This is a genomic window from Streptomyces hokutonensis (genome assembly GCF_000376565.1).
Lineage (GTDB): Bacteria > Actinomycetota > Actinomycetes > Streptomycetales > Streptomycetaceae > Streptomyces > Streptomyces hokutonensis.
The window spans coordinates 72,322-94,916 of sequence record NZ_BARG01000022.1 but is presented as its reverse complement, the minus strand read 5'-3'; the positions used below and the strand labels follow the sequence as shown (position 1 = coordinate 94,916).

Here is a 22,595-nt window from a genome sequence, read left to right as displayed (position 1 = left end):
GCGCGTGCCGCCTCCGTCACCGGATCTCGATCGTGATCGTCGACCCCTTGGGAGCCTGCTCGCCCGCGTCCACGGACTGGCTCTTCACGGTGTCGCCGAAGAGGCCGAGCAGTCCGCGGTCCTCCTTGACCTTGAAGCCGGACTCCTCAAGGAGCTTGGTCGCCGCGTCGACGCTCGCGCCGACCACGTTCGGGACCTCGACCATCTCCGGGCCCTTGGACACCGTCAGCGTCACCGTGTCGCCCGCGGCGGCCTGGCTGTCGCCGGCCGGGGTCTGCTGGGCGACCTGACCGGCGTCGTACTCCGAGGTGACCTCGGTGTCCGACACCTTCACCGTGAGACCGGCCTCCTGGAGGTCCGACTTCGCCTCGTCCAGGTCCTCACCGGTGACGTCCGGCACGTCGACCGCGCTGCCCTTGCTGACGGTCAGGGCTATCGCGGAACCCGCGTGGCGCTCGGTGCCCGCCTCGGGGTCCGTGCTGATCACGAAGCCCTTGGGGACGTCGTCGCTGAACTCCCTGGTGACCATGCCGGCCGCCAGCCCGTCCGTCTTGAGCAGGGCCCGCGCCTTGGCCAGGGCGAAGCCCTCCAGATCGGGCACCTTCACGGTCTCCGGCCCGTCCGAGACGGTCAGGGCCACCGAGTCGTTGTCCCGGATGCGGGCGCCGGCCACCGGGTCGGTGCTGATGACGGTGCCGCGCTTCACGGTGTCGCTGTAGGCGTGCTTGACCGACTTGACGTCGAGACCGGCCTCCTGGAGCCGCTCCTTCGCCTGCGCCTCGGTCTTCGCAAGAAGCGGCGGGACCTTGGTGAACTGGCCGGAGTTGATGTACCAGACGCCCGTCCCGACCCCGATGATCAGCAGGATCGCGGCGATGATCGCCAGCAGCCCCCGCCGGGGCCGCCGCGCGTCGCGCCGCCGGGGCGGCAACGGAGGCCCGCTCTCGAACCGGCTGGTCCGGTTGTACGGGTCACCGGGCTCGTCGTCCTCGTTGACCGGCAGCGGACGCGGCACGGTCAGCGAGCGCGGGATCACACTCGTACGGTTCTCGGAGTAGGGATGCTCCGAGGTCAGCGCCTGCGGCGGCACCGCGTCCAACTGCTCGTCGCTCAGCGCCGCCCGCGCCTCGCGGACCAGACCGAACAGCGAGACCGCGTCGTACGGCCGGATGTCCGGGGTGCGCGCGGTGGCCGTGGCGACCAGCTCGTCCAGCTCGTACGCCAGACCCGGCACGACGGCCGAGGGCGGCGGGACGTCCTCGTGCAGGTGCTTGTAGAGCACGATCGCGGGGGAGTCCCCGTCGTGCGGCTTCTGGCCGGTGAGCATCTCGTACAGGACGACCCCGCACGCGTACACGTCGACCCGGGGGGACGCCGTGCCGCCCTCGATCTGCTCCGGCGCGAGATACGAGACCGTGCCGAGCACGTTCTCCGTGGTGCTGGTGACCGTGTCCACGGACCGCACCAGCCCGAAGTCGGCGACCTTGACCCGGCCGTCGTCCCCTATGAGCACGTTCTCCGGCTTCATGTCCCGGTGCACGAACCCGGCCCGGTGCGCGGCACCCAGCGCGGCCAGCACCGGCTCCAGGATGTCCAGCGCGGCCCGCGGCTGCAGCGCCCCGCGCTCGCGCAGCACGTCCCGCAGGGTGCAGCCGGCGACGTACTCCATCGCCAGATAGACGTACGCCCCCTGGGCGCCCTGGTCGAAGACCTGCACCACGTTCGGATGCGCCAGCCGCGCCACCGACTTGGCCTCGCGGATGAACCGGTCCACGAAGGAGGCGTCGGCCGCCAGCGTCGGGTGCATCACCTTGAGCGCGAGAACCCGGTCCAGGCGGGTGTCCACGGCCCGGTAGACCGTGGCCATCCCGCCGACGGCGATCCGCGCGTCGACGCGATAGCGGCCGTCGAGCAACTGCCCGACGAGAGGGTCATGAAGGGTCGTATCCACGCAGGTGAGTGTACGAGCCGAGGCCGACAGCGCCCCCTTTTCGGCCAGGATCGGGGCTTTACTGCAGCGGACCTGTGACGGATCGCACGCACGGGCAGCCACCGACGGCGCCGCATCCCACGCACCCACGGTCGGCCGCCGACGGCGAGGAACCCCTACGGGAGACGTCCGCTTCTTGGCCGGCTGGAAACGGTTGGTGCGTGGGTGGGAGATCAGAAGGCCGGACGCTCCGGATCCAGCCGCGCCAGCCCCTCCGCAGGAGAAGACGCCTCGGCGAAGTGCCTACGGGGGATACGCCCCGCCCGGAACGCCAACCGCCCCGCCTCCACCGCGCTCCGCATCGCGGACGCCATCAGCACCGGCTCCTGCGCCCGCGTCACCGCCGAGGCGAGCATCACCCCCGCACACCCCAGCTCCATCGCGAACGCCGCGTCGGACGCCGTACCGGCCCCCGCGTCCAGAATCACCGGCACGCGCGCGTGCTCGGTGATCAGCTGGAAGTTGTGCGGATTGCGGATCCCGAGCCCGGACCCGATCGGCGACCCCAGCGGCATGATCGCCGCACACCCGACGTCCTCCAGCTTCCGCGCCAGCACGGGATCGTCGTTCGTGTAGGGCAGCACCGTGAAGCCGTCGTCGACCAGGGTCTCGGCGGCGTCGAGCAGTTCGATGGGATCAGGGAGCAACGTGCGCTCGTCCGCGATCACCTCAAGTTTGACCAGTGCCGTCCCGAGCGCCTCCCGCGCCAGCCGCGCCGTGAGCACCGCCTCGCCCGCCGTGAAGCAGCCCGCGGTGTTGGGCAGCACCCGGATGCCGAGCCGCTCCAGGACGGAGAGCACCGAACCGTGCACGGAAGCGTTGACGCGCCGCATCGCGACGGTCGTGAGCTCCGTCCCGGAGGCCACCAGCGCGTGCTCCAGGACGTCGAGGCTGGGCGCGCCCCCGGTGCCCATGATCAGCCGGGACGTGAAGGACGTACCACCGAGGACGAAGGGGTCGTCGGCCATGGGTCAGCCTCCTTGGACGGCGGTGAGGACCTCGACGCGGTCCCCCTCGGAGAGGGCGGTCGAGGGCCACTCCGCGCGCGGGACGACGGTTTCGTTGAGGGCGGCGGCCACCCCGGAGGGCGACGGGGCCAGCGTGCGCACGAGGGCGTCGAGAGCGGTGCCGGGAGCGATCACCCGGGGCTCCCCGTTGACGGAGACGTTCATACGGGCAACTCCGTGAGAGTGAACCGCTTGGGTGTGAACGGGCGTGCCTCGTCCGGGAGTTCACCGGTGGCCAGCGCGTGCGCGAGGGCGTCGCCGGTGACCGGCGTGAGCAGCACGCCGTTGCGGTAGTGCCCGGTGGCCAGCAGCAGTCCCGGCAGGTCGGTCGGGCCGAGCAGCGGCGCGTTGTCGGGGGAGCCGGGGCGCAGTCCGGCCCGGGTCTCGGTGAGCGGCAGTTCGGTGATCCCGGGGACCAACTCGTGGGCGTCGCGCAGCAGTTCGTAGACACCGCCGGCGGTCACCGTGGTGTCCCAGCCCAGTTCCTCACTGGTCGCGCCGACGACCAGTTCGCCGTTCTCGCGCGGCACCAGATAGACGTGGCTGCCGCGCACCACGGCCCGCACGGTCCGGCTCAGGAACGGCGCGTACCGCTCCGGCACGGTCAGCCGCAGCACCTGCCCCTTCACGGGCCGTACGGGCGGCAGCACGTCGTCGGGGACCCCGGCCAGCCGCCCGCTGAGGCTGCCGCCCGCGAGGACCACCTGGTCCGCGCCCAGCACGTCCCCCTCGCGCGTGACGACCCCCGTGGCGCGGTCCTGCCCGACCGTGAGCCGCTCGGCCCACGTCCGGTGGAAGGCGACCCCGGCGCGCTCGCACGCGGCCACCAGCGCCCGCGTCAGCCGCCTCGGGTCGACCTGGTGGTCCCCGTCGACGCGGAGCCCCCCGCGCACGCCCGGCGCGAGCATCGGCTCCAGGCGCCGGCACTCGCGCCCGGAAAGCCACTCGGAGTCCAGGCCCGACCGGTGCTGCAGGGCGTGCAGTTCGCGGAGGTGGGCGCGGTCGTCGGCGTCCAGGGCGACGGCGAGGGTGCCGCAGCGCCGGTAGCCGAGGTCGAGGCCGGTGAGATCGGTCAGCTCGGCCGCGAAGTCCGGATAGCGCTGCGCCGAGGCCAGGTTGAGGGCGAGCAGGGTCTGCTCCCCGTAGTGCAGCTCCGTGACGGCGGCCAGCATCCCGGCGGCCACCTGCGCGGCCCCGCCGCCCGGCTCGGGATCCACCACGGCGGTGGCGAACCCGCGTTGCGCGGCCCGCCAGGCCGTGACCAGGCCGATGATCCCGCCCCCGACGACGAGGACGTCTGACGTACGTGTAGGCATGGGCGTCCAGCCCCTCCCTTCGCCGGCATGACCCGGATCAGGTTCGTACGGTCGGAGGCCGCCAGCCTCCCTCTCAGCCCGGTGCGTCCGGACTCCCGCGAGTGCTTGTACGTTGGCCACCCTAGCCCGTACCCCATGTCCCAGTAAGGGAGCCTCCGTCCATGGCCCGCTCGCTCGACGGTCTCGTCCTCGCCCCGGTCGCGGACCAGGCACCGGGTCAGGTCGGCACCCGCACCCGGTTCGCGTACCACGAGAAGGACGGCGAGATCTGGGCCGAGTACACGGGCGGCGACGTCGTCCGCGGGCATCTCGTCGGCACGCGCGCGGGGGACCGGCTCGACTTCCGGTACGTACAGCTGAAGACGGACGGGACGACGTCCTCCGGGCACTGCGTGTCCGAAGTGGTCGAGTTGCCGGACGGCCGCATCCGCCTCGACGAGACCTGGGAGTGGGAGTCGCAGCAGGGCGGCGGGACGAGTGTTGTGGAACAGGTCACTGAACGCGCCCCCTGACTGACGATTTGTCAGGTGTCTATGGTGATCGGATGAGCGAGCAGACACCGGGACAGGGCGCGGGAGCGGGACGGCGCGTGGTCGTCGTCGGCGCGGGCATGGCCGGGGTGCAGACCGCGGTCGCCCTGCGCGAACAGGGCTTCACCGGCACCGTCACCCTTCTCGGCGCCGAACCCCATCAGCCCTACGACCGGCCCCCGCTGTCCAAGGCGGTCCTGCTCGGCAAGGCGGAGGGCTCCGCCTTCGACGTCGACTTCGAGGCGCTCGGCATCGAACTCCGGCTCGGCCGCGAGGTGTCGGGCCTGCGCCCCGGGGACCACGAACTGGACACCGCCGAGGGCCCGGTGCCGTACGACGTCCTCGTCCTCGCCACCGGGGCCGAACCGATCCAACTCCCGGGTGCCGAGGGCATCCCAGGGGTGCATCTGCTGCGCACCCTGGACGACGCCGAGCGGCTGCGGCCGGTGCTCGCGCGGCAGCACGACATCGTGGTCGTCGGCGCGGGCTGGATCGGCGCGGAGTTCGCCACGGCCGCGCGCGAGGCGGGCTGCGCGGTGACCGTCGTAGAAGCCGCCGACCGGCCGCTCGCGGGCGCACTGCCCGCCGAGGTGGCCGCGCCGATGGCCGCCTGGTACGCGGACGCCGGAGCCGTGCTGCGTACGCACACGCGCGTGGAGCGCGTCGAACCCGGCGCCGTGGTCCTCGACGACGGGACCCGGCTGCCCGCAGGAGCCGTCGTGGTCGGCATCGGCGCCCGCCCCGCCACCGGCTGGCTCGCGGACTCCGGCATCGAGCTGGGCGCCCACCGGGAGGTCGTGGCCGACGACCGGCTGCGCACCTCGGTGCCGGACGTGTACGCGGTCGGCGACTGCGCCTCCTTCCCTTCGGGAAGGTATGGCGAGCGACTTCTCGTCCACCACTGGGACAACGCCCTCCAGGGCCCGCGCACGGTCGCCGCGAACATCGTCGGCCAGACCCCGGCGGTCTACGACCCGGTGCCGTACTTCTGGTCCGAGCAGTTCGGCCGCTTCGTCCAGTACGTCGGCCACCACGCGTCCGCCGACACGACCTTGTGGCGCGGCGACCCGGCCACCCCGGCCTGGACCGTCTGCTGGCTGCGCGGGGACCGCCTGGTGGCCCTCCTGGCGGTCGGCCGGCCCCGTGACCTGGCCCAGGGCCGCCGGCTGATCGAGTCGGGCACGCCGATGAATCCCGGGCCGCTTGCTGACCCATCGCTCCCGATGAAGGCCGCTATCGCCTAGTTCGTGACCCCGAGTCGGACCGGCCCGGCTTCCGACTGTCAGTCCGGGATGGCACGCTGTTTACGTGACCGAGATTGACGCAAAGATCGATGCTCTCGTCCCCGCCTGGCTCACGCTGCCCGACATCGCAGAGATGCTCGATGTCGAGGTGACCCGCGTGCGGCAGCTGGTCAAGGAGGGCCAAGTCATCGCCGTACGGCGTGGTGAGAACCGCGCGCTGCACGTCCCCGCCGCCTTCATCGACGGGGCCGAGCAGAAGGTCGTCAAGGGCCTCACCGGGACCCTGACGCTCCTGCGGGACGACGGCTTCTCCGACGAAGAGATGCTGGAATGGCTCTTCACCCCCGACCCCAGCCTGCCCGGCACCCCCGCGCAGGCCCTGAGCGAGAATCGCGGCACGGAGGTGAAGCGCCGCGCCCAGGCGCTCGCCGTCTGACCCGGACGACCGGCTGACCCGGACGACCGACCGGTGTACGGGCCGCGGCGCGCCCGCCCGCGGCCCGTACACGGCACCACCGCGCAACGACGACGAACGACAACGGGGGAATCAGCCATGCCCGACACCGCAACCGCCGTACGCGCGGAACTCGCCGACGCCCGGGTCTACCTCTGCACGGACGCCCGCAGCCGCCAGGGCGACCTCGCCGAGTTCCTGGACGCGGTCCTGGCCGGCGGGGTCGACATCGTGCAGCTGCGCGACAAGGGCATGGAGGCCGCCGAGGAGCTGGAGCACCTCCAGGTGTTCGCCGACGCCTGCGCCCGGCACGGCAGACTCCTCGCGGTCAACGACCGCGCGGACGTCGCCCACGCCGCCGGCGCCGACGTGCTGCACCTGGGCCAGGGCGACCTCCCGGTCCCCGCGGCCCGCGCGATCCTCGGCGACGACGTCCTGATCGGCCGCTCCACGCACGCGGAGGCGGAGGCCGCCGCGGCCGCCGTCCAGGAGGGCGTGGACTACTTCTGCACGGGCCCGTGCTGGCCGACCCCCACCAAGCCCGGCCGCCACGCCCCCGGCCTGGAGCTGGTCCGGTACACGGCCGCCCTGGGCACCGACCGCCCCTGGTTCGCCATCGGCGGCATCGACCTCGGCAACCTCGACGAGGTGCTCGAAGCGGGCGCCCGCCGGGTCGTCGTCGTACGGGCGATCACCGAGGCCGACGACCCGGGCGCGGCGGCGGCCGAGTTCGCCAAGCGGCTCCGGCAGACCTGAGAGCGGTCAGGGTGTCGCGCTGTTGTCCGGTGGGTGGACAACAGGGCGACAAATCAGGCAAATTTCCGGTTCCGGTTGGGTGACCGCCGTCCCCTGACTAACCTGCGGGTATGGCCTTCGGAATCGCATCCACCAGGACCGATCGCGCACGGACGGTGCGCGACATGCTCGCGACCGGCAAGAACACGTACTCGTTCGAGTTCTCCGCGCCGAAGACCCCCAAGGGTGAGCGAAGCCTGTGGAGCGCGCTGCGGAGGGTCGAGGCGGTCGCCCCCGACTTCGTCTCCGTGACCTACGGAGCCGGCGGTTCGACCCGCGCGGGCACCGTCAAGGAGACCGAGCAGATCGTCGCCGACACCACGCTCACCCCGGTCGCCCACCTCACCGCGGTCGACCACTCCGTCGCCGAACTGCGCAACATCATCGGCCAGTACGCCGACGCCGGGATCCGCAACATCCTCGCCGTGCGCGGCGACCCGCCCGGCGACCCCATGGCCGACTGGGTGGCGCACCCCCGGGGCCTGACCTACGCGGCCGAACTGGTCCGGCTCATCAAGGAGTCGGGCGATTTCTGCGTCGGCGTCGCCGCCTTCCCGGAGCTGCACCCGCGCTCCCCGGACTGGGACACGGACGTGCGGCACTTCGTCGACAAGTGCCGGGCCGGCGCCGACTACGCCATCACCCAGATGTTCTTCCGCCCGGAGTCCTATCTTCGCCTGCGCGACCGGGTCGAGGCGGCAGGCTGTGCCACACCGGTCATCCCCGAGGTCATGCCGGTGACCAGCGTGCGGATGCTGGAGCGGTTGCCGCAGCTCAGCAACGCCGTCATCCCGGACGCTCTGAAAGAGCGAATCCTCACAGCCAAAGACGATCCGGCGGCTGTACGCTCGATCGGGATCGACTTCGCCACGGAGTTCTGCGCCCGGCTGCTGGCCGAGGGAGTGCCCGGACTGCACTTCATCACGCTCAACAACTCCACGGCGACGCTGGAAATCTACGAGAACCTGGGCCTGCACCACCCACCGAGGGTCTAGACCGGCCGCCCGGACATACGACACACTGCGTAGCGGCCACTGGGAGAGGGGCGTACATGGGCTGGACGGTCCTCTACATCGCGTTCGGCATCGTCGCACTGTGGTTGCTCGGTGAGGTGCTGCTGCAGTACAAGGCGCGACTGCGCTGGCGACTGCTCGCCTTCGTCGGCTTCCTGGGCGTCGTGCTCGGCGTCCTGATGCCCTCCGTAGTCGTGATCGGACTGGGCGCGGTGGCCTTCGCCATCGGTCAGACCTACGTCACCCTGTCGTTCCGCCGCGGCTTCGAAGCCGGCTGGGCGGTCTCCGGCCGACCCGGCGCCGGCGGCTTCATGCGCCGCGGCGGCGAACCGGACGAGCAGGACCCGGGCCTCGACGCCTCCGGCCTCGACTCGACCGGCGCCCAGCCCGCCTTCCAGGAGTACGGCCAGAACAAGTCCGACTTCGGCGCGGACGACGACTACGACCGCGACGACGTCTTCACCCCGAACCGGCCGCTCGACCCCACGGCCGCCGAGGCCGCCTCGGTCTACGAGCCGCAGCCCCTGCCGGACGACACCGGCTCCTACGGCGTCTACAGCGCCACCGCCTACGCCAACGCCGCCGACCCGAACTACGCGGGCGCGGACCAGGCCTACGCGGCAGCGGCGGCCGGCCAGACCCAGGACCAGGCCTACGCGGCGGCCGACCAGCAGCAGTACGGCTACGACACCTACGCGGGCTACGACCAGCAGCAGTACGGCTACGACACGACCGGCCAGCAGCAGTACGCGGCCTACTCCGACCCGTACATCGGCACCCAGACCTACGGCGGCGCCACGTACGACACGGGCTACGACGGCCAGCAGCAGTATCCCCAACAGGGCTACACGCAGGACCAGTACGGCAACAACGGCTATGTCGGCGAGACCCCGGCCGGCGGGGTGTGGGTCCCGCAGCAGCGCAACGACGAGACCTACGGCGGCGACCTCCCGGCGGACCAGCAGTACTACCAGGGCGACGGCCAGCAGCAACAGCAGCAGCCGCAGTCGGGCCCCGGCTACGACGAGCAGTACCGTTTCTGAAGCCTACTGAGACCCTCTGAACTGCGGTCCCTCCACGATCAGTCCGGCCACCAGCGCCCCCGACATGCCGGCGTGCGGAAGCCCGCCACCGGGGTGCGACCAGCCGCCGACGCGGTAGAGGCCGGGCAGGCGCGTGGTGTTGGCCGGGTGCAGGAAGCGGCCCCGGCCAGCTGCGAGCGACGGGGCGGGCACCGCACCGAAGTGGGCACCCGTCTCGTCCTCCGTGTGATCGGGGGTGCGCACCTCGTGCCAGAGCAGGCGCTCCCGCAGACCCGGTACGGCGGACTCGGCGGCCTTGAGGAGGAAGTCGGTGTAACGCGTGACCGTGCCCTCCTCCTCCCAGCCGGCCTCGCTCGACAGCACGGCGGACACCACCGCCGAATCGTGTTCGCCGTCCGGCCGCAGTGCGGGGTCGTCGGGCCGCAGCACCGTCACCGTGGGGCAGCGGGGCTCGTCGCCGCCCGGGGAGGCCAGGAAGTCCAACTCGGCCTCCCGGTCCGGGGCGTGGACGACCGTCCGGTGAACGGCCCCGGCCTCGCGCGGGCCGCGCAGGGCCAGCAGCAGCGTCAGGCGTGCCGGCCTGGGCGAGACCCGGTCGGCGCGCACGTCACCGTCCTCGTCCAGTGGATGTTCCGTCAGGGCCCATAGGCGCACCGGGTCCACGTCGGCGACGACATGATCCGCGTCGACCACAGTCCCGTCGGTCAGCTCGACTCCCGCCGCCCGCCCGTCCTTCTCCAGAACCCGGGTGACCTCGGCCCCGAAGACGAACTCGACCTTCCGTGCCAGACACCGCTCGTACACCGCGCGCGCCAACTCCCGTATGCCGCCGCGTACATACCAGGTACCGAAGGCGTGCTCCATGTACGGCAGCACGGCCGCGCTGGCCGGAGCGGACCGGGGATGGAGGCCGTAGGCGAGGGCGTGGCTCTCCAGGAGGGCCGTCAGGCGGTCGTCGCGCAGCTCCCAGGCGCCGATCTCGGCGAGGGTGCTCGCCCGCCGGGTGCGCAGCAGCTTCTTGTGCGGGACCGCCGGATAGGGCTCCTGGTCCGCCAGCACCGACCAGTTGGGCCACAGGGGCTCCTCCAGGAGGGGCCTGCGGGTGCGGTCCCAGGCCTCGCGGGCCCGGATCAGGAAGTCGCCCCAGCGCTGCCCCGCGCCGCCGCCCAGGGCCTCGTCCAGGGCCGTGACGACGCCCGCGCGGGAGGCGTTCGGCAGTGACACCTCCGTGCCGTCCGCGAAGACGTGCCGTGAGGACGGGTCGACCTGGACCAGCTCGACCAGGTCCTCCAGCGGCTCCTTGCCGGTCTTGATGAACAGGTCGCGGTAGACCGCGGGCACGGGCAGCAGCCCGGGGCCGGTGTCGAAGGAGAAGCCGTCCCGCTCGAAACGGCGCACCGCACCGCCGTACGTCTCCGTACGCTCGTACACCGCCACCCGGTGGCCCGCGACGGCCAGCCGGGCAGCGGCCGCCATCGCGCCCATGCCGGCGCCGATCACCGCAATCCGTGCCATGCCTGCGACTTTATCGGCCGCCACTGACAGTCCGGTCACGGGCCGTCACCAGGGCGGCCGGTCCGGTGGCCCTCCCACCTGCGAGGCCAGCCGTCTCTCCTCCCGGAGCTGGGCCCGGCGGCGCAGGAACCGGCGGATCCGCGAGACCAGGAAGAACAGGACCGTCAGCCCGGCCACGAGCAGCACGGCCGCGATGATCGCCGCCGCCTGGGGATGGAACATCGCGAACGAGACGATCCCGCCGACCCCGAGATCCTCCGCGAGGCTCATCACGATGTTGCTGAACGGCTCCGGCGAGGTGTTGATCGCCATCCGCGTCCCGGCCTTGACCGTGTGGCTGGCCAGCGCGGTCGAACCGCCGATCAGCCCCGCGACCACATCGTTCAACGATCCGCTGTGCCCGGCGAGCACCGCGCCGACCCACGCCCCGGCGGCCGGCCGGATCAGGGTGTGCACGGAGTCCCACACGGAGTCGACGTAGGGGATCTTGTCGGCGACCGCCTCGCACAGGAACAGCACGGCCGCTGTGACGAGGACCTCAGGGCGTTGCAGCGACTCGGGGACGGCGTCGCTCACCCCGGTCGCGCCGAAGACACCGAGCAGCAGCACCACCGCGTAGGCGTTGATGCCGCTGGCCCAGCCGCTGGTGAAGACCAGGGGGAGTACGGACACGGGGGCGATAGTAACCACTCGGCAACAGGGCGTCCTGGGCCTGAGTGCGTACGGCTGAGTATGCGTACCTAGGGAGTGAGTTGAGTACGCGCGCGGATGGGGTGCGACCTGCGCGAACGAGAGAGTGGAGACACGGAAAGGGGCGCGGCTCCGGTACCGCCGACACGGGGCGGCGGAACGGGGCCCGCGCCCTTGGCCGCTCCTTCCGCCGGAACATCGGCGGAAGCGAGGCACGGGGGAACCCAGGGGGACTGACCGACGGGGGTTCCGACAGGGGGAACGTACGGGGGAAGCACAAGGGAGCGCCGGTTCGGGGCGGCCCGCGGGGGACGCGGCCACAACGGACCGGCGCTTCTGCGCGTGCGCTCAGCGGTCTCCGCTCACCCGCCCCTGGAGCAGCCGGGACAGCGCCGAGTGGACGTCGTCCAGGGAGCGCTCCGGCTGGAACGACTGCCAGTCCAGCGCGGCCACCAGGACCATCCCGACGAGCGCCGCCGCGGTCAGCCGGACATCGATCTCGGGGCTGAACTCGCCGTTCGCCACGCCCGCGTGCAGCACGTCCTCGATGGCGGCGTTCACCTGCTGGCGCACCACCATGAGCGTGGACTGCCAGGCGCGGTTGGTGCGGTAGAGCTCGGCCACGTAGAGCTGCGTGAAGGACGGGTAGCGGGCGATGAAGCCGAGGCCCGCGCGGATCATCGCGTCCAGGGCGTCCACCTTGCTGCCGCCGTCCCGCGCGGTCTGCTCGGCGGCTTCCCTCAGGGATGCGGTGAGGAGGCCCACGCCGTGTCGCAGCAGCTCCTCGAAGAGGACGGACTTGCTCGCGAAGTTGTAGTAGACGGTGCCCTTCGCGACCCCGGCACGCTCGGCGATCTCGTCCACCGTGGTGGCCGAGAAGCCCTGTTCGGCGATGAGCGTGACGGCCGCCTCGTAGAGCTTCTGCCGGGTGGCCTCGCGGCGCGTGCTGCCGCCCGACGGGGTGCTGCTGCTTTCCATGGGCCTGATTCTCACAGGCCCGGCTCCTGCGGTGGGCACGGGTGCCGAGGTCCTGGGCGAGGTCACAGGCTCAGCTCCGGATGCAGCCGGTCCAGCGTCCACACCTGGCGGCGGCGCGCCGACAGCGCGGTCAGCGCGAGAGCGCCCGCGGTGAAGGCGACGAGCACCACGCACGCGTGCCACACGGGTTCCAGACCGCCGCCCGTGATGAGCCTCCGTAGTGCCTCGACGACGTAACTCATCGGCAGGAAGGGGTGGATCGCGTTGAAGAAGCCCGGGCTGGTCTGCACCGGATAGGTGCCGCCCGCCGACGTCAACTGGAGCATCAGCAGGGCGAGTACGAGGATCCGGCCCGCCGCCCCGAAGCGCGCGTTCAGCCACTGCACGATCGCCGCGAAGCACGCCGACACCAGGAACAGGAAGCCGACCGTGCCGGCCGCGTGCGCCATCTCCAGACCGATCGCCCAGTGCAGTACGGCCATCAGGGCCACCGTCTGGAGCACCCCGACCGCCACCACCGGCAGCCAGCCCGCGAGCGCGATCCGCCGGGCCGGGGCACCGGCGGCGAGCGCGCGCCGGTTCATCGGCGTGATCAGCATGTAGGCCACCATCGCGCCCACCCACAGGGACAGCGGGATGAAGTACGGGGCGAATCCGGTGCCGTAGTTGGGCGCCTTGTGCAGGTCCTGGGAGGCCAGTTGGACCGGGTCGGCCATGACCCCGGTGCGCTGCTCGCGGTCCTGCTTGTCGTAGTCGGGGATCTGCGCGGCGCCGTCGTGCAGTCCGCCGGCGAGCTTCCCGGAGCCGTCGACGAGCTTGTACAGGCCGCCGCTGAGGTCCACGGCGCCCGTCTTCAGCCTGCCGACCCCGGTGTCCAGGGCGGTCGCGCCGGTCTTGGCCGTGCCGAGCCCGGTGTGCAGGGTCTTGGCGCCCGCGGCGACCTTCCCGGCGCCGTCGTTCAGCTTGTTGATCCTGGCCACCGCGTCGTCGAGGTCCTCGGAGAGGTGCGGTGCGCGGTCGGCGAGCGCCTGGGCCTGCGTCTGGAGGGTGCGCAGGTTCGTGTCGAGCTTCTTCAGGTCGCCGTTCTGGTCGGCCACCAGGCTGTTGACGTCGTCGGCGACCTTCGCCACGTCCGAGGCGGCCTGGGCGGCCTTCTTCAGGTCGGGGCAGGCGGCGTCATCCAGGACGGCGGTTTCGCAGCGCGCCCTGTAGACGTCGTCCAGGGTGTCCGAGGCCGCGTGCGCTCCCCGGGCGGCGACCGGGGCCGCCTTCACCAGGGTGCCGAGGTTGGCGCGGATCGTCTTCGCCGAGTCGGCGACCAACTGGGCCGTGTCCCCGATGGTCTTCTCGTTGTCCTTCAGGAAGGGCCCCACCTTGCCGGCGACCCCGTTGACCGTGTCCGCGAGGGTCTGCGTCCCGGCCGCCACCTGTTTCGAACCGTCCTCCAGGCCGCCCGCGCCCGTGTCGAGCCTCTCCAGGCCCTTGGAGAGCTTCCCGCTGCCCTTCTTGGCGTCCTTCAGCCCGTCGGCGAGGTCCTTGGAGCCCGCCTCGGCCGTCCCGATCCCGCCCTTGAGCTTGTCGGCGCCGTCGGCCGCCTTCACGGTCTGGCCGTGGATGTCGGAGAACGACACGAAGATCCGGTCCAGGAAGGTCCGCGAGGCGTTGGTGGACGCGGCCGACCGCACCTCGCTGAACACCGTCCGGGAGATCTGGCCGACGATGTAGTTGTTCGCGTCGTTCGTGCGCACCTGGAGCGCGCCCGTCTCCGGGGAGTCGCCCGCACTGGAGGCGATGCGCCGGCTGAAGTCGGCCGGCATGGTCAACGACAAGTAGTACGTGCCGTCCTCGACGCCCTTCCGCGCGGTGGCCGCACTCACCTCGTGCCACTCGAACGTCCTGCTCTCGCGCAGTCCCCGGGTGATGTCGTCGCCCGCCGTGAGCTTCTTCCCGCCGGCGGTCGTTCCCCGGTCGTCGTTGACGAGCGCCACGGGGATGCGGTCCAGGCGGCCGTACGGGTCCCAGAAGGACCACAGGTACAGGGCGCCGTACAGCAGCGGCAGCAGCAGGAGGGCGACGAGCGCGGCGCGCGGCAGCTTGCCCCTGCCGAAGCGCCGCAGCTCAAGCGCGGCCAGTCGTGGCGCGTGCATCGGCCTTCTCCGTCCCCTCGGTGGACACTGCCACGACAGTCGTTCCGGAATCCGCGAGGGACCTCAACAGGTCCCAGATCTCCGCCCGTTCGGCGTCCGAGAGCTTGAGATCGACGTCGTCCACACCGAGCAGCGCCGGCCGCCCGATCAGCGCCAGCGCGATGGACAGCCGCAGCTCCTGCGGCCGTTCCAGGTCCCGTACGGCGGTCCGGGCGCCCTTGGGCAGGGAGTCGAGGTCGAGACCGGCCGCGGTCAGCGCCCGCTCGATCCGCAGCCGCGCCTCGGCCACCCGCTCGGACCGTGGCCGCAGCAGCGCGCGGACGGAGTCCCCGAACCGCTGTTGCAGCGCGGCCCGTTCGCGCAGGTGCTCGCCGACGGTCAGTGCCGGATCGAGGTCGGTGACCCCGGCGACATTGGCCAGCGCGCCGACCTGTCGTACGGCCGCCGACTGCTTCGGCAGCGCCAACTCGCCCACGCGGGCGGTCCCTTCGGACGCCTTCATCCGCCCGGTGAGCGCGAGCAGCAGGCTCGTACGCCCGGACCCCGACGGCCCCTCGACGGCGATCAGCGACCCGGGCCCGGCGTCCAGGGAGATCCCCCGGAACGCCCAGCCGCGCGGCCCCTTGACCCCGAAGTCCTCGGCCGTGACACCGACCCCACCCACGGTTCCCCATCCCCTGTTGCTGACGTCTTTTGAACTGACTGGTCAGTGCAAAAACTAACGCGAACCTTCGATCGAAGCAAAAGCGCAGGTCAGAACGGATTGTCAGTGCCATACCTCACGATGGGCACATACGGCACCAGTGCCGTCACACAGACGACAGGAGGTTCGTCATGGCCAACTCGTCCGCAGCCGCCGCCCGTCGGCGCCGCGCCCCCGGCCCTGCCCCCTCACTGACCGGCCCGGCGAGCGACGTACACCCCGTGCTCCGCCGGGCCACGGCCCCGCCCGCCGCCCTCGACCTGCTCGCCCAGGCCCGCGCCGGACTGGACGAGGCGGCCGTCCTCGAAACGCCGAACGAGCGTTACGCGACGGCCCACCTCGCCGCCCTGCGCACCGCCGCCGCGGTACTCGCCGCGCGCGCCCAGCCGGAGCCGAGCGCCCGGCGCCGCGCCCGCATCCGAAGCGCCTGGGAAGTACTCCCCGAGATAGCACCCGAACTCACCGAGTGGAGCGCCCTGTTCGCCTCCGGTGCCCGGCGCCGCGCCCGGGCCGAGGCGGGCATCCAGGGCGCGGCGACCCGCCGGGACGCCGACGACCTCATACGCGACGTGGCGATGTTCCTGCGCCTGGTGGAGCGGATGCTCGTCCTCCAGCCGGTCCTGCCCCAGCCACGCCAGGACCCGGAGCGGCCCGGGGACCGCGCCGGGTGAGCCGGCGCGGTCCGCCGCGCGAGACACATCACCGGGTACGGCACCGGAGGCAATAGGGTGGAGGGCGCCTGAAGCCCTCCCGCCGCCCGCCTCCGGGCCAGGGAGGCAGCCCGTTCGCTCCGCCGTGCACAGGCGGTGCCGCGCCGAGGAGTCAACTGCCGTGTCGGACCCGAGCCGCCCCCGCGCCTCCCTCCGTACCGCCGTGGTCTGGGACGTCCTGCAGGACGCCCTCGACCGCCGGGTCAAGGCCACGGGTCGGGACGCGCTGGACGTCCTCGACACCGGAGGCGGCAGCGGCAACTTCGCGGTGCCCGTCGCCCGCCTCGGCCACCGCGTCACCGTCGTCGACCCCAGCCCGAACGCGCTGTTCGCGCTGGAGCGCCGAGCCGCCGAGGCCGGTGTCGCCGACCGCGTGAAGGGCGTCCAGGGCGACGCGCACGGCCTCTTCGACGTGGTCGAGCGCGGCGGCTACGACGCGGTGCTGTGCCACGGAGTCCTGGAGTACGTCGAGGACCCCGCCGAGGGTGTCCGCACGGTGGTGGCCGCGCTGCGCCCCGAGGGCGTCCTCAGCCTGCTCGCCGCCGGACTCGGCGGTGCCGTCCTCGCGCGCGCCCTCGCCGGCCACTTCACGGAGGCCCGCCAGGCCCTCGCCGACCCGAACGGCCGCTGGGGCGCCGCCGACCCCGTCCCGCACCGCTTCACCGCCGAGCAGCTCACCGCGTTCGTCGAGGGCGCGGGCCTCGACGTCGGCGCCGTGCACGGGGTGCGGGTCTTCGCCGACCTGGTTCCCGGTGTGCTCGTGGACACCGAGCCCGGCGCCCTGGACGCGCTGCTCAAGCTGGAGGCCGCGGCGGCCGAGCTCCCGGCGTACCACTCCGTGGCCACGCAGCTTCATGTGCTCGGCGAGACGCGGGGTGCCGGCGAGGCGTGAGTGGCCTCCCGCGACGGAGCCCTGATCAGGGGCTCGGCCGCACATGGAGTACGCCACAGGCCCCCCGATCCCGGGCCCGGCGCCGTATGATCGAGGGAGACCGCCCGGCATGACGGGACGGCCGCTGGGGAATGGAAGCTTCAGCGAGCCGGAACGGCCATGGCGGATTCCGGTTGGTCAATTGGCGTAGAGGGGCGGGTTTCACGGGGGCGATTCCCTGCCTATCCTGAAGGGACCCCCCGGGTCGCCCCGGCGACTGCACGATGAGGAGGACTCCGTGCCGCTCTCGGAGCACGAGCAGCGAATGCTCGAGCAGATGGAGCGAGCGCTGTACGCCGAAGATCCCAAGTTCGCGACAGCGCTTGAGGGAAGCGGGCTGCGCACGTACACCCGGCGACGGGTCTACCAGGCGGTGGCCGGCTTCCTCGTAGGTATTGCGCTCCTCATGGCAGGAATGGTCGCAAAGCAGATTTGGGTCAGCGTGGTGGGATTCCTCGTCATGCTGGGCTGTGCGGTACTCGCCGTGACCGGCTGGCGCAAGGCTCCGAAGCCTGGCGAACAGCCCGCCGCGGGCGCTCCGCACGCCCGCCGCCAGGGACGGCAGCGGCGCTCGGTCATGGATCGTATCGAGCAGCGCTGGCAGCGCCGCCGCGACGAGCAACAGGGCCAGTAGCAGCACCCGGCCCCGCAGCACACGCGGCGCTCCTCAAGACACGAGTGAGGGGGTGACCACCGAAACCGGTGGTCACCCCCTCCCGTATGCCCTGCTTCTCCCTGGCCGTGCCCCTCAGCCCTGCTGTCCCGACGGCTTGCGCAGGGGCGGTCGGATCGCCGCCGCCCGCGCCGTCACGGACGCCCACCAGGCCGACAGCTCCCACACCACCCGGACGGTCGAGCGCGGGGCGATCATCGCGCGCAGTCGAGTGGAGCGGCTCGCCGTGTCCTGGAAACCGACGACCACCCGGCGCACGTCCTGAGCGAGCCCCGCCGCCAGTTGCGGCCTGGGGGCGTAGAGGACCTGCTCCACGGCGTCCGCCACCCGGTGCACCGAGGCGGCGGTCGGCGGATCGAGATGCCCGAGCCGTACGATCCGGGCGGCGGCCTTGCGCGGGGTCAGCGAACCGTCCGGCGAGATCCCGAAGTCCCAGGCCGTATCGGTCAGTTCCTCCCACACGGCCAGCGTGTGCAGGGCCGCGTCGGCCGCCGTACGTCCGTGCGCGCCCAGCCGTACCGAGCGCGTCCGGGTCCGCCAGAGCATCGGCGAGAACGGGATCGTCAGCAGCAGCAGCGCGCCCAGGCTCAGCAGCGACGTCCGCACATACCACCACGGGCCCCTGCCGTCGTCGCCCGCCGCGAGTGCCGGAGCCTCGCTCGCGCAGCCCTCGATCTTCTTCAGCTGGGCCGTGCAGCTCTCGCTCGCCGAGGGGGCGGCCGAGGGCGCCGCGCTCGTCGCGGCCGAGGAGCCGGCCGGGTCCGGGATGTCGCTGCCGGGGGTGGTCGACTGGGTGTACGACGGCACCGAGCCCCGGTTGGGGGTCGGCTCGAAGCGGGTCCAGCCGATGCCCTCGAAGTACAGCTCGGGCCAGGCGTGCGCGTCCTTCAGGCCCACCGACACCGTCTGGTTGGCCTCCGGGGTGCCGGGCGCGAAGCCCACCGCGACCCGGGCCGGGATGCCCAGGGTGCGGGCCATCGCCGCCATCGCGAAGGAGAAGTGGACGCAGAAACCCTGCTTGTCCTTGAGGAACTTCGCTATCGCGTTGCGGCCGGTACCGACGTCCACCTGGGTGTCGTACTGGAAGCCGCCGGTCACCGCGAAGTAGTCCTGGAGCTTGACCGCCTGCTCGTACGCGTTGGCCGAGCCCGCGGTGACCCGGCGGGCGGTCTGGGCCACCACCGCCGGCAGCGAGTCCGGCACCTTGGTGTACTGGGTCTCCAGAGCCTTCGACGGGGCCGGAGCGGTGGCCAGCTGCTCTGCGGTCGGCTCCACGTCCAGACTGGTGACCGTGTAGGTCACCCCCCGCGTGTTCTGGCCGTGGTCACCCACGACCGTCATGCCCACGGGCTCGTAGCGCCAGCTGCCGTCGATGTTCACCCCGCTGGGCGGGTACGGCATCGGCAGCCAGTCCTGGGCGTACCAGTCGGCGGCGGAGATTCTGGTCGTGATCTTCGCGCGCTTGACGTCGGCGCCGAGACCGGTCGGCGTGGGGAACTTGTCCGGCACACCTTCGATATGCCGCTGCGACGGCTTCCAGGTGATGCCGTCGAAGTCGTCCAGGGACACGATCCGCAGATACATGTCCGAGAGGTCGTTCGAGTCGGTGCGCAGGGACAGGACCTGGCGGTTCTCGTCCACGTTCAGGCTGTCGCGCAGCGAGACCAGCGGGTTGACCGCGGAGATGGTGCCGCCGCCTCCGGTGCCCGCGCCCACACCGGTCCCGGCGGCGTCCAGCAGGCCGCCCGAGATCGTGGGCAGCGGCAGCAGCGCGACGGCCAGCGCGACCGCGCCGATCCGCCGTCCGGTGCGGACCGGGGCGAGTGGTCCGGAGGAGTCCGAGCCCGGCGCGGTGCGTGGCGCCCCGCCGAAGACGCGGCCCCACTGGGCGAGCCGGTCCCGGCCCTCGGACAGCAGCAGCATCAGATAGCCCGCCGCCGCGAACAGGAACCACAGCCAGTCGTAGCCGCTGTTCGACAGCCCGGCGGCCACCGAGTACAGGGCGAGCAGCGGCAGTCCGGCCGGGGCCGCGCTGCGGAAGGTGACCGCGAGCGTGTCCACCGCGAGGCCGATCACCAGCACACCGCCGATGATCATCAGCCGGATGCCGTCGTGCAGCGGTGCCGGGATCGCGTACCGGGAGACGTCGTCCGAGCCCTGCTGCAGCAGGTCGGCGAAGTGCTGGAAGGCCTCGGGGCCCGGGACGATCCCGGCGAAGGCCTGCGCCCGCGCGAAGACCAGGGTCAGCATCAGCAGTGTGACCAGGGCCTGCGCCGCGACGGTCAGCGGCCGGGCCAGCGGGACCCGCCGGGTCGCCGCGCCCACCCCGGCCTGGATCGCCAGCATGAAGCCGGCCTGGAAGATCCAGATCGCCGGGGAGACCAGGGGGATCAGCGCGGTGGACGCCAGCATCGTCGCCGCCCAGGCGCAGAGCGCCAGTCGTGCCCGCCCGCTCATCCCCATCCCTCCCCGAGACCGGCCGCGGTGATGCCGTTGCGCTCCTGGTCGGCCTGGCGCCACAGCTCGTTCAGGGACGCGCCGCGCGGCACGCCCAGGGCGGTCCAGCCTGCGTCGCGCAGCATCCGCAGCCGCTCCTCCTGCTCGTTCTCCGGTCCGGGTACGTCGGTCGGCTCGCGCACCCAGCCGCCGCTGTCCAGCACGAAGGCGAGGGCGCCCCCGCTGCGCTGCCGCATCCGGGCGACGATGGCCGCCTGTTCCTCGTCGAGGTCGCCGAAGAAGGCCACCAGCAACCCTTCGTTTCCGCCGCGCAGCAGGTCGTAGGCCCGGGACAGGCCGGCGCCGTCCGAGTGGTCGATCACCGCGAGGGTGTCCATCATCAGCCCGGCCGCGTCCGCCGACTCCTGGCTCGCGCCCGCGAACCCGTCGGCGCCCTCACCGGGCACCGAGTTGCCGGTGTCGGTCAACAGCCGTACGGAGAAGCCCCGTTCCAGCATGTGCACCAGGACGGAGGCGGCGCCCGACACGGCCCACTCGAAGGCCGAGTCCGGGCCCTGGCCCGCGAAGGCGATGCCCCGGGTGTCCAGGAGCACCGTGCAGCGGGCGCGCTGCGGCTGCTCCTCGCGGCGCACCATCAGCTCGCCGTAGCGGGCGGTGGAGCGCCAGTGCACGCGGCGCAGGTCGTCGCCGTAGCGGTAGCCGCGCGGGATCACGTCGTCCTCGCCGGCCAGGGCCAGCGAGCGGTTGCGTCCGTCGCCGTACCCCTTGGCCTCGCCGCTGAGGCGGACCGGGGGCAGGGCCTCCACGCGCGGGATCACGGTCAGGGTGTCGAACGTCGAGAAGGAGCGCGTCAGTTCGCACATCCCGAACGGGTCCGTCAGCCGCAGCTGCAGCGGGCCCAGGGGATAGCGGCCCCGCAGATCGGAGCGGACCCGGTAGGACACCTCGCGCCGGCCGCCCGCCTCCACCCGGTCCAGGACGAACCGGGGGCGCGGGCCGAGCACGTACGGCACCCGGTCCTGGAGCATCAGCAGGCCCGTGGGCAGCCGCGAGACATTGTCCATCCGCAGATGGACCCGGGCCTCGGAGCCCGCGGGCACGCGCGCGGGGGAGAGCCGGCGGCTGCCGGCGACCCGGTAGCGGGTGCGGTAGAGCACGGTCGCGCAGACCAGGGGCAGCACGGCCAGCAGCAGTCCGACCCGGAGCAGATCGCCCTGCCCCAGGACGTAGGCGCAGACGGCCGCCGCGATACCGGCGGCCAGGAACGAGCGACCGCGGGTGGTCAGCCCCGCCAGGGCCGTACGGACACCGCCCTTCTCGTCCCGCTCGGCCTCCGGGACCCCCGGCCCCCCGGCGGCCATCACAGCCTCCGGGGCGGCTGCTCGCCGTAGGACGCCGGGCCGCGGCCCATGCCGAAGCTGCTCTGCTGCGGGGGCGCCGCGGGCACGGGGGTGCGCTGCAGGATCTCCTGGACGACCTGCTCCGCCGTGCGGCGGTTCAGCTGCGCCTGGGCGGTGGGCAGCAGGCGGTGGGCCAGGACCGCGACCGCGAGCGCCTGGATGTCGTCCGGCAGCGCGTACTCACGGCCGCTCAGGGCGGCGGACGCCTTCGCCGCGCGCAGCAGATGCAGCGTCGCGCGCGGGGAGGCGCCGAGTCTGAGGTCGGGGTGGGTGCGGGTGGCGGAGACCAGGTCCACCGCGTATCTGCGCACCGGGTCGGCGACGTGGACGCCGCGGACCGCCTCGATCAGCTTGACGATGTCGTGCGCGTGGGCCACGGGCTGGAGGTCGTCCAGCGGGCTCACCCCGCCGTGGATGTCCAGCATCTGCAGCTCGGCCTCCGCGCTGGGATAGCCGATGGAGACCCGGGCCATGAAACGGTCGCGCTGGGCCTCGGGCAGCGGATAGGTGCCCTCCATCTCGACCGGGTTCTGCGTGGCCACCACCATGAAGGGGCTCGGCAGCTCGTAGGTCTGGCCGTCGCTGGTGACCTGCCGCTCCTCCATCGACTCCAGGAGCGCGGACTGCGTCTTCGGCGAGGCGCGGTTGATCTCGTCGCCGATCACGATCTGCGCGAAGATGGCGCCCGGCTTGAACTCGAAGTCCTGCCGCTGCTGGTCCCAGATGGACACACCGGTGATGTCCGAGGGCAGCAGGTCCGGCGTGAACTGGATTCGCCGCACCGAACAGTCGATCGACCGCGCCAGCGCCTTGGCCAGCATTGTCTTGCCCACGCCCGGAACGTCCTCGATCAGAAGATGTCCCTCGGCGAGCAGCACGGTCAGCGAAAGCCGTACGACCTCGGGCTTGCCCTCGATCACTCCTTCCACCGAACTGCGGACTCGCTCCACAGTGGCGGTCAGATCTGTAAGGCTCGCTCGATCGTCATAGGTCGTCACC

Annotated in this window: 21 protein-coding genes and 1 riboswitch; of the genes, 9 read left to right on the top strand and 12 right to left on the bottom strand. The window is 72.2% G+C overall.

Going from position 1 to position 22,595, the window contains the following annotated elements; translation table 11 throughout:
* Nucleotides 1–16 precede the first annotated feature (16 nt).
* The 4 genes from pknB to thiO all read right to left on the bottom strand — a co-directional run bounded on the left by pknB (nucleotide 17) and on the right by thiO (nucleotide 4,313).
* Nucleotides 17–1,951: a Stk1 family PASTA domain-containing Ser/Thr kinase gene (gene pknB, locus SSP08S_RS11720; RefSeq protein WP_026178406.1), complete on the bottom strand. Its 1,935-nt coding sequence runs from the start codon at nucleotides 1,949–1,951 to the stop codon at nucleotides 17–19.
* Nucleotides 1,952–2,163: 212 nt separating this feature from the next.
* Entirely contained in the window at nucleotides 2,164–2,958 is a 795-nt protein-coding gene (locus tag SSP08S_RS11715) for a thiazole synthase (protein WP_019067783.1), read from the bottom strand.
* Between the two features lie 3 nt (nucleotides 2,959–2,961).
* Complete coding sequence (gene thiS, locus SSP08S_RS11710) at nucleotides 2,962–3,162, bottom strand: sulfur carrier protein ThiS (RefSeq protein WP_019067782.1); 201 nt, start codon at nucleotides 3,160–3,162, stop codon at nucleotides 2,962–2,964.
* On the bottom strand, nucleotides 3,159–4,313 hold the full coding sequence (gene thiO, locus SSP08S_RS11705; RefSeq protein WP_019067781.1) for a glycine oxidase ThiO: 1,155 nt from the start codon (nucleotides 4,311–4,313) through the stop codon (nucleotides 3,159–3,161). The genes thiS and thiO overlap by 4 nt, the downstream gene beginning before the upstream one ends.
* A riboswitch (TPP riboswitch) is annotated at nucleotides 4,311–4,422 on the bottom strand. (Overlaps the previous gene by 3 nt.)
* 52 nt (nucleotides 4,423–4,474) lie before the next feature.
* On the opposite strand from thiO, the gene SSP08S_RS11700 reads away from it, so the two are divergent.
* The 6 genes from SSP08S_RS11700 to SSP08S_RS11675 all read left to right on the top strand — a co-directional run bounded on the left by SSP08S_RS11700 (nucleotide 4,475) and on the right by SSP08S_RS11675 (nucleotide 9,392).
* Entirely contained in the window at nucleotides 4,475–4,825 is a 351-nt protein-coding gene (locus SSP08S_RS11700; RefSeq protein WP_019067780.1) for an avidin-fold protein, read from the top strand.
* Between the two features lie 32 nt (nucleotides 4,826–4,857).
* The gene (locus SSP08S_RS11695) at nucleotides 4,858–6,087 is read left to right on the top strand and encodes an NAD(P)/FAD-dependent oxidoreductase (RefSeq protein ID WP_026178405.1); all 1,230 of its coding nucleotides are present in this window, start codon (nucleotides 4,858–4,860) and stop codon (nucleotides 6,085–6,087) included.
* 64 nt (nucleotides 6,088–6,151) lie between these two features.
* Nucleotides 6,152–6,523: an Rv2175c family DNA-binding protein gene (locus SSP08S_RS11690; RefSeq protein WP_019067778.1), complete on the top strand. Its 372-nt coding sequence runs from the start codon at nucleotides 6,152–6,154 to the stop codon at nucleotides 6,521–6,523.
* A gap of 117 nt (nucleotides 6,524–6,640) precedes the next feature.
* Nucleotides 6,641–7,297, top strand: a complete 657-nt coding sequence (gene thiE, locus SSP08S_RS11685; RefSeq protein WP_019067777.1) for a thiamine phosphate synthase — start codon at nucleotides 6,641–6,643, stop codon at nucleotides 7,295–7,297.
* A 110-nt stretch (nucleotides 7,298–7,407) separates the two neighbouring features.
* A complete protein-coding gene (gene metF / locus SSP08S_RS11680) occupies nucleotides 7,408–8,331 on the top strand; it encodes a methylenetetrahydrofolate reductase [NAD(P)H] (protein ID WP_026178404.1) in 924 nt (307 codons plus the stop codon).
* A gap of 56 nt (nucleotides 8,332–8,387) precedes the next feature.
* Nucleotides 8,388–9,392 (top strand): SCO2102 family sporulation regulator, encoded by a 1,005-nt coding sequence (locus SSP08S_RS11675; RefSeq protein ID WP_019067775.1) that lies wholly within the window; start codon nucleotides 8,388–8,390, stop codon nucleotides 9,390–9,392.
* 3 nt (nucleotides 9,393–9,395) lie between these two features.
* Here the strand turns inward: SSP08S_RS11675 and SSP08S_RS11670 are convergent, their stop codons facing one another.
* The 5 genes from SSP08S_RS11670 to SSP08S_RS11650 all read right to left on the bottom strand — a co-directional run bounded on the left by SSP08S_RS11670 (nucleotide 9,396) and on the right by SSP08S_RS11650 (nucleotide 15,386).
* Nucleotides 9,396–10,907 (bottom strand): phytoene desaturase family protein, encoded by a 1,512-nt coding sequence (locus SSP08S_RS11670; protein WP_174479380.1) that lies wholly within the window; start codon nucleotides 10,905–10,907, stop codon nucleotides 9,396–9,398.
* Between the two features lie 45 nt (nucleotides 10,908–10,952).
* On the bottom strand, nucleotides 10,953–11,579 hold the full coding sequence (locus SSP08S_RS11665) for a DUF4126 domain-containing protein (RefSeq protein ID WP_019067773.1): 627 nt from the start codon (nucleotides 11,577–11,579) through the stop codon (nucleotides 10,953–10,955).
* A gap of 366 nt (nucleotides 11,580–11,945) precedes the next feature.
* Nucleotides 11,946–12,575, bottom strand: coding sequence for a TetR/AcrR family transcriptional regulator (locus tag SSP08S_RS11660; protein WP_019067772.1), 630 nt, complete (start codon nucleotides 12,573–12,575; stop codon nucleotides 11,946–11,948).
* A 62-nt stretch (nucleotides 12,576–12,637) separates the two neighbouring features.
* Complete coding sequence (locus SSP08S_RS11655) at nucleotides 12,638–14,722, bottom strand: YhgE/Pip family protein (RefSeq protein WP_019067771.1); 2,085 nt, start codon at nucleotides 14,720–14,722, stop codon at nucleotides 12,638–12,640.
* Nucleotides 14,694–15,386, bottom strand: coding sequence for an ATP-binding cassette domain-containing protein (locus tag SSP08S_RS11650; RefSeq protein ID WP_019067770.1), 693 nt, complete (start codon nucleotides 15,384–15,386; stop codon nucleotides 14,694–14,696). The genes SSP08S_RS11655 and SSP08S_RS11650 overlap by 29 nt, the downstream gene beginning before the upstream one ends.
* A 170-nt stretch (nucleotides 15,387–15,556) precedes the next feature.
* On the opposite strand from SSP08S_RS11650, the gene SSP08S_RS11645 reads away from it, so the two are divergent.
* The 3 genes from SSP08S_RS11645 (at nucleotide 15,557) to SSP08S_RS11635 (ending at nucleotide 17,700) form a co-directional block, all read left to right on the top strand.
* Nucleotides 15,557–16,096: an SAV_6107 family HEPN domain-containing protein gene (locus SSP08S_RS11645; RefSeq protein WP_019067769.1), complete on the top strand. Its 540-nt coding sequence runs from the start codon at nucleotides 15,557–15,559 to the stop codon at nucleotides 16,094–16,096.
* A gap of 160 nt (nucleotides 16,097–16,256) precedes the next feature.
* Nucleotides 16,257–17,027, top strand: coding sequence for a methyltransferase (locus tag SSP08S_RS11640; RefSeq protein WP_019067768.1), 771 nt, complete (start codon nucleotides 16,257–16,259; stop codon nucleotides 17,025–17,027).
* 277 nt (nucleotides 17,028–17,304) lie between these two features.
* The gene (locus SSP08S_RS11635; RefSeq protein WP_019067767.1) at nucleotides 17,305–17,700 is read left to right on the top strand and encodes an SCO2097 family morphological protein; all 396 of its coding nucleotides are present in this window, start codon (nucleotides 17,305–17,307) and stop codon (nucleotides 17,698–17,700) included.
* 114 nt (nucleotides 17,701–17,814) lie between these two features.
* On the opposite strand, the gene SSP08S_RS11630 is transcribed toward SSP08S_RS11635, so the two are convergent.
* Genes SSP08S_RS11630 through SSP08S_RS11620 form a run of 3 tightly spaced genes read right to left on the bottom strand, consistent with a single transcriptional unit; the run spans nucleotide 17,815 to nucleotide 22,594 of the window.
* Nucleotides 17,815–20,196 carry a transglutaminase TgpA family protein gene (locus SSP08S_RS11630; RefSeq protein ID WP_019067766.1) on the bottom strand — a complete coding sequence of 794 codons (2,382 nt, stop codon included), beginning with the start codon at nucleotides 20,194–20,196 and terminating at the stop codon, nucleotides 17,815–17,817.
* Nucleotides 20,193–21,557: a DUF58 domain-containing protein gene (locus tag SSP08S_RS11625; RefSeq protein ID WP_019067765.1), complete on the bottom strand. Its 1,365-nt coding sequence runs from the start codon at nucleotides 21,555–21,557 to the stop codon at nucleotides 20,193–20,195. Before SSP08S_RS11625 ends, SSP08S_RS11630 begins: the two co-directional genes overlap by 4 nt.
* Complete coding sequence (locus tag SSP08S_RS11620) at nucleotides 21,557–22,594, bottom strand: AAA family ATPase (RefSeq protein WP_026178403.1); 1,038 nt, start codon at nucleotides 22,592–22,594, stop codon at nucleotides 21,557–21,559. The genes SSP08S_RS11625 and SSP08S_RS11620 overlap by 1 nt, the downstream gene beginning before the upstream one ends.
* Nucleotide 22,595: the final 1 nt, after the last annotated feature.

What these genes read in the sequence shown, in the direction of transcription:
- SSP08S_RS11715 (WP_019067783.1), bottom strand. Translation starts at nt 2,958, where the DNA reads ATGGCCGACGACCCCTTCGTCCTCGGTGGTACGTCCTTCACGTCCCGG.
- thiS (WP_019067782.1), bottom strand. Translation starts at nt 3,162, where the DNA reads ATGAACGTCTCCGTCAACGGGGAGCCCCGGGTGATCGCTCCCGGCACC.
- thiO (WP_019067781.1), bottom strand. Translation starts at nt 4,313, where the DNA reads ATGCCTACACGTACGTCAGACGTCCTCGTCGTCGGGGGCGGGATCATC.
- SSP08S_RS11700 (WP_019067780.1), top strand. Translation starts at nt 4,475, where the DNA reads ATGGCCCGCTCGCTCGACGGTCTCGTCCTCGCCCCGGTCGCGGACCAG.
- SSP08S_RS11695 (WP_026178405.1), top strand. Translation starts at nt 4,858, where the DNA reads ATGAGCGAGCAGACACCGGGACAGGGCGCGGGAGCGGGACGGCGCGTG.
- thiE (WP_019067777.1), top strand. Translation starts at nt 6,641, where the DNA reads ATGCCCGACACCGCAACCGCCGTACGCGCGGAACTCGCCGACGCCCGG.
- metF (WP_026178404.1), top strand. Translation starts at nt 7,408, where the DNA reads ATGGCCTTCGGAATCGCATCCACCAGGACCGATCGCGCACGGACGGTG.
- SSP08S_RS11675 (WP_019067775.1), top strand. Translation starts at nt 8,388, where the DNA reads ATGGGCTGGACGGTCCTCTACATCGCGTTCGGCATCGTCGCACTGTGG.
- SSP08S_RS11670 (WP_174479380.1), bottom strand. Translation starts at nt 10,907, where the DNA reads ATGGCACGGATTGCGGTGATCGGCGCCGGCATGGGCGCGATGGCGGCC.
- SSP08S_RS11660 (WP_019067772.1), bottom strand. Translation starts at nt 12,575, where the DNA reads ATGGAAAGCAGCAGCACCCCGTCGGGCGGCAGCACGCGCCGCGAGGCC.
- SSP08S_RS11655 (WP_019067771.1), bottom strand. Translation starts at nt 14,722, where the DNA reads ATGCACGCGCCACGACTGGCCGCGCTTGAGCTGCGGCGCTTCGGCAGG.
- SSP08S_RS11645 (WP_019067769.1), top strand. Translation starts at nt 15,557, where the DNA reads ATGGCCAACTCGTCCGCAGCCGCCGCCCGTCGGCGCCGCGCCCCCGGC.
- SSP08S_RS11630 (WP_019067766.1), bottom strand. Translation starts at nt 20,196, where the DNA reads ATGAGCGGGCGGGCACGACTGGCGCTCTGCGCCTGGGCGGCGACGATG.
- SSP08S_RS11625 (WP_019067765.1), bottom strand. Translation starts at nt 21,557, where the DNA reads ATGGCCGCCGGGGGGCCGGGGGTCCCGGAGGCCGAGCGGGACGAGAAG.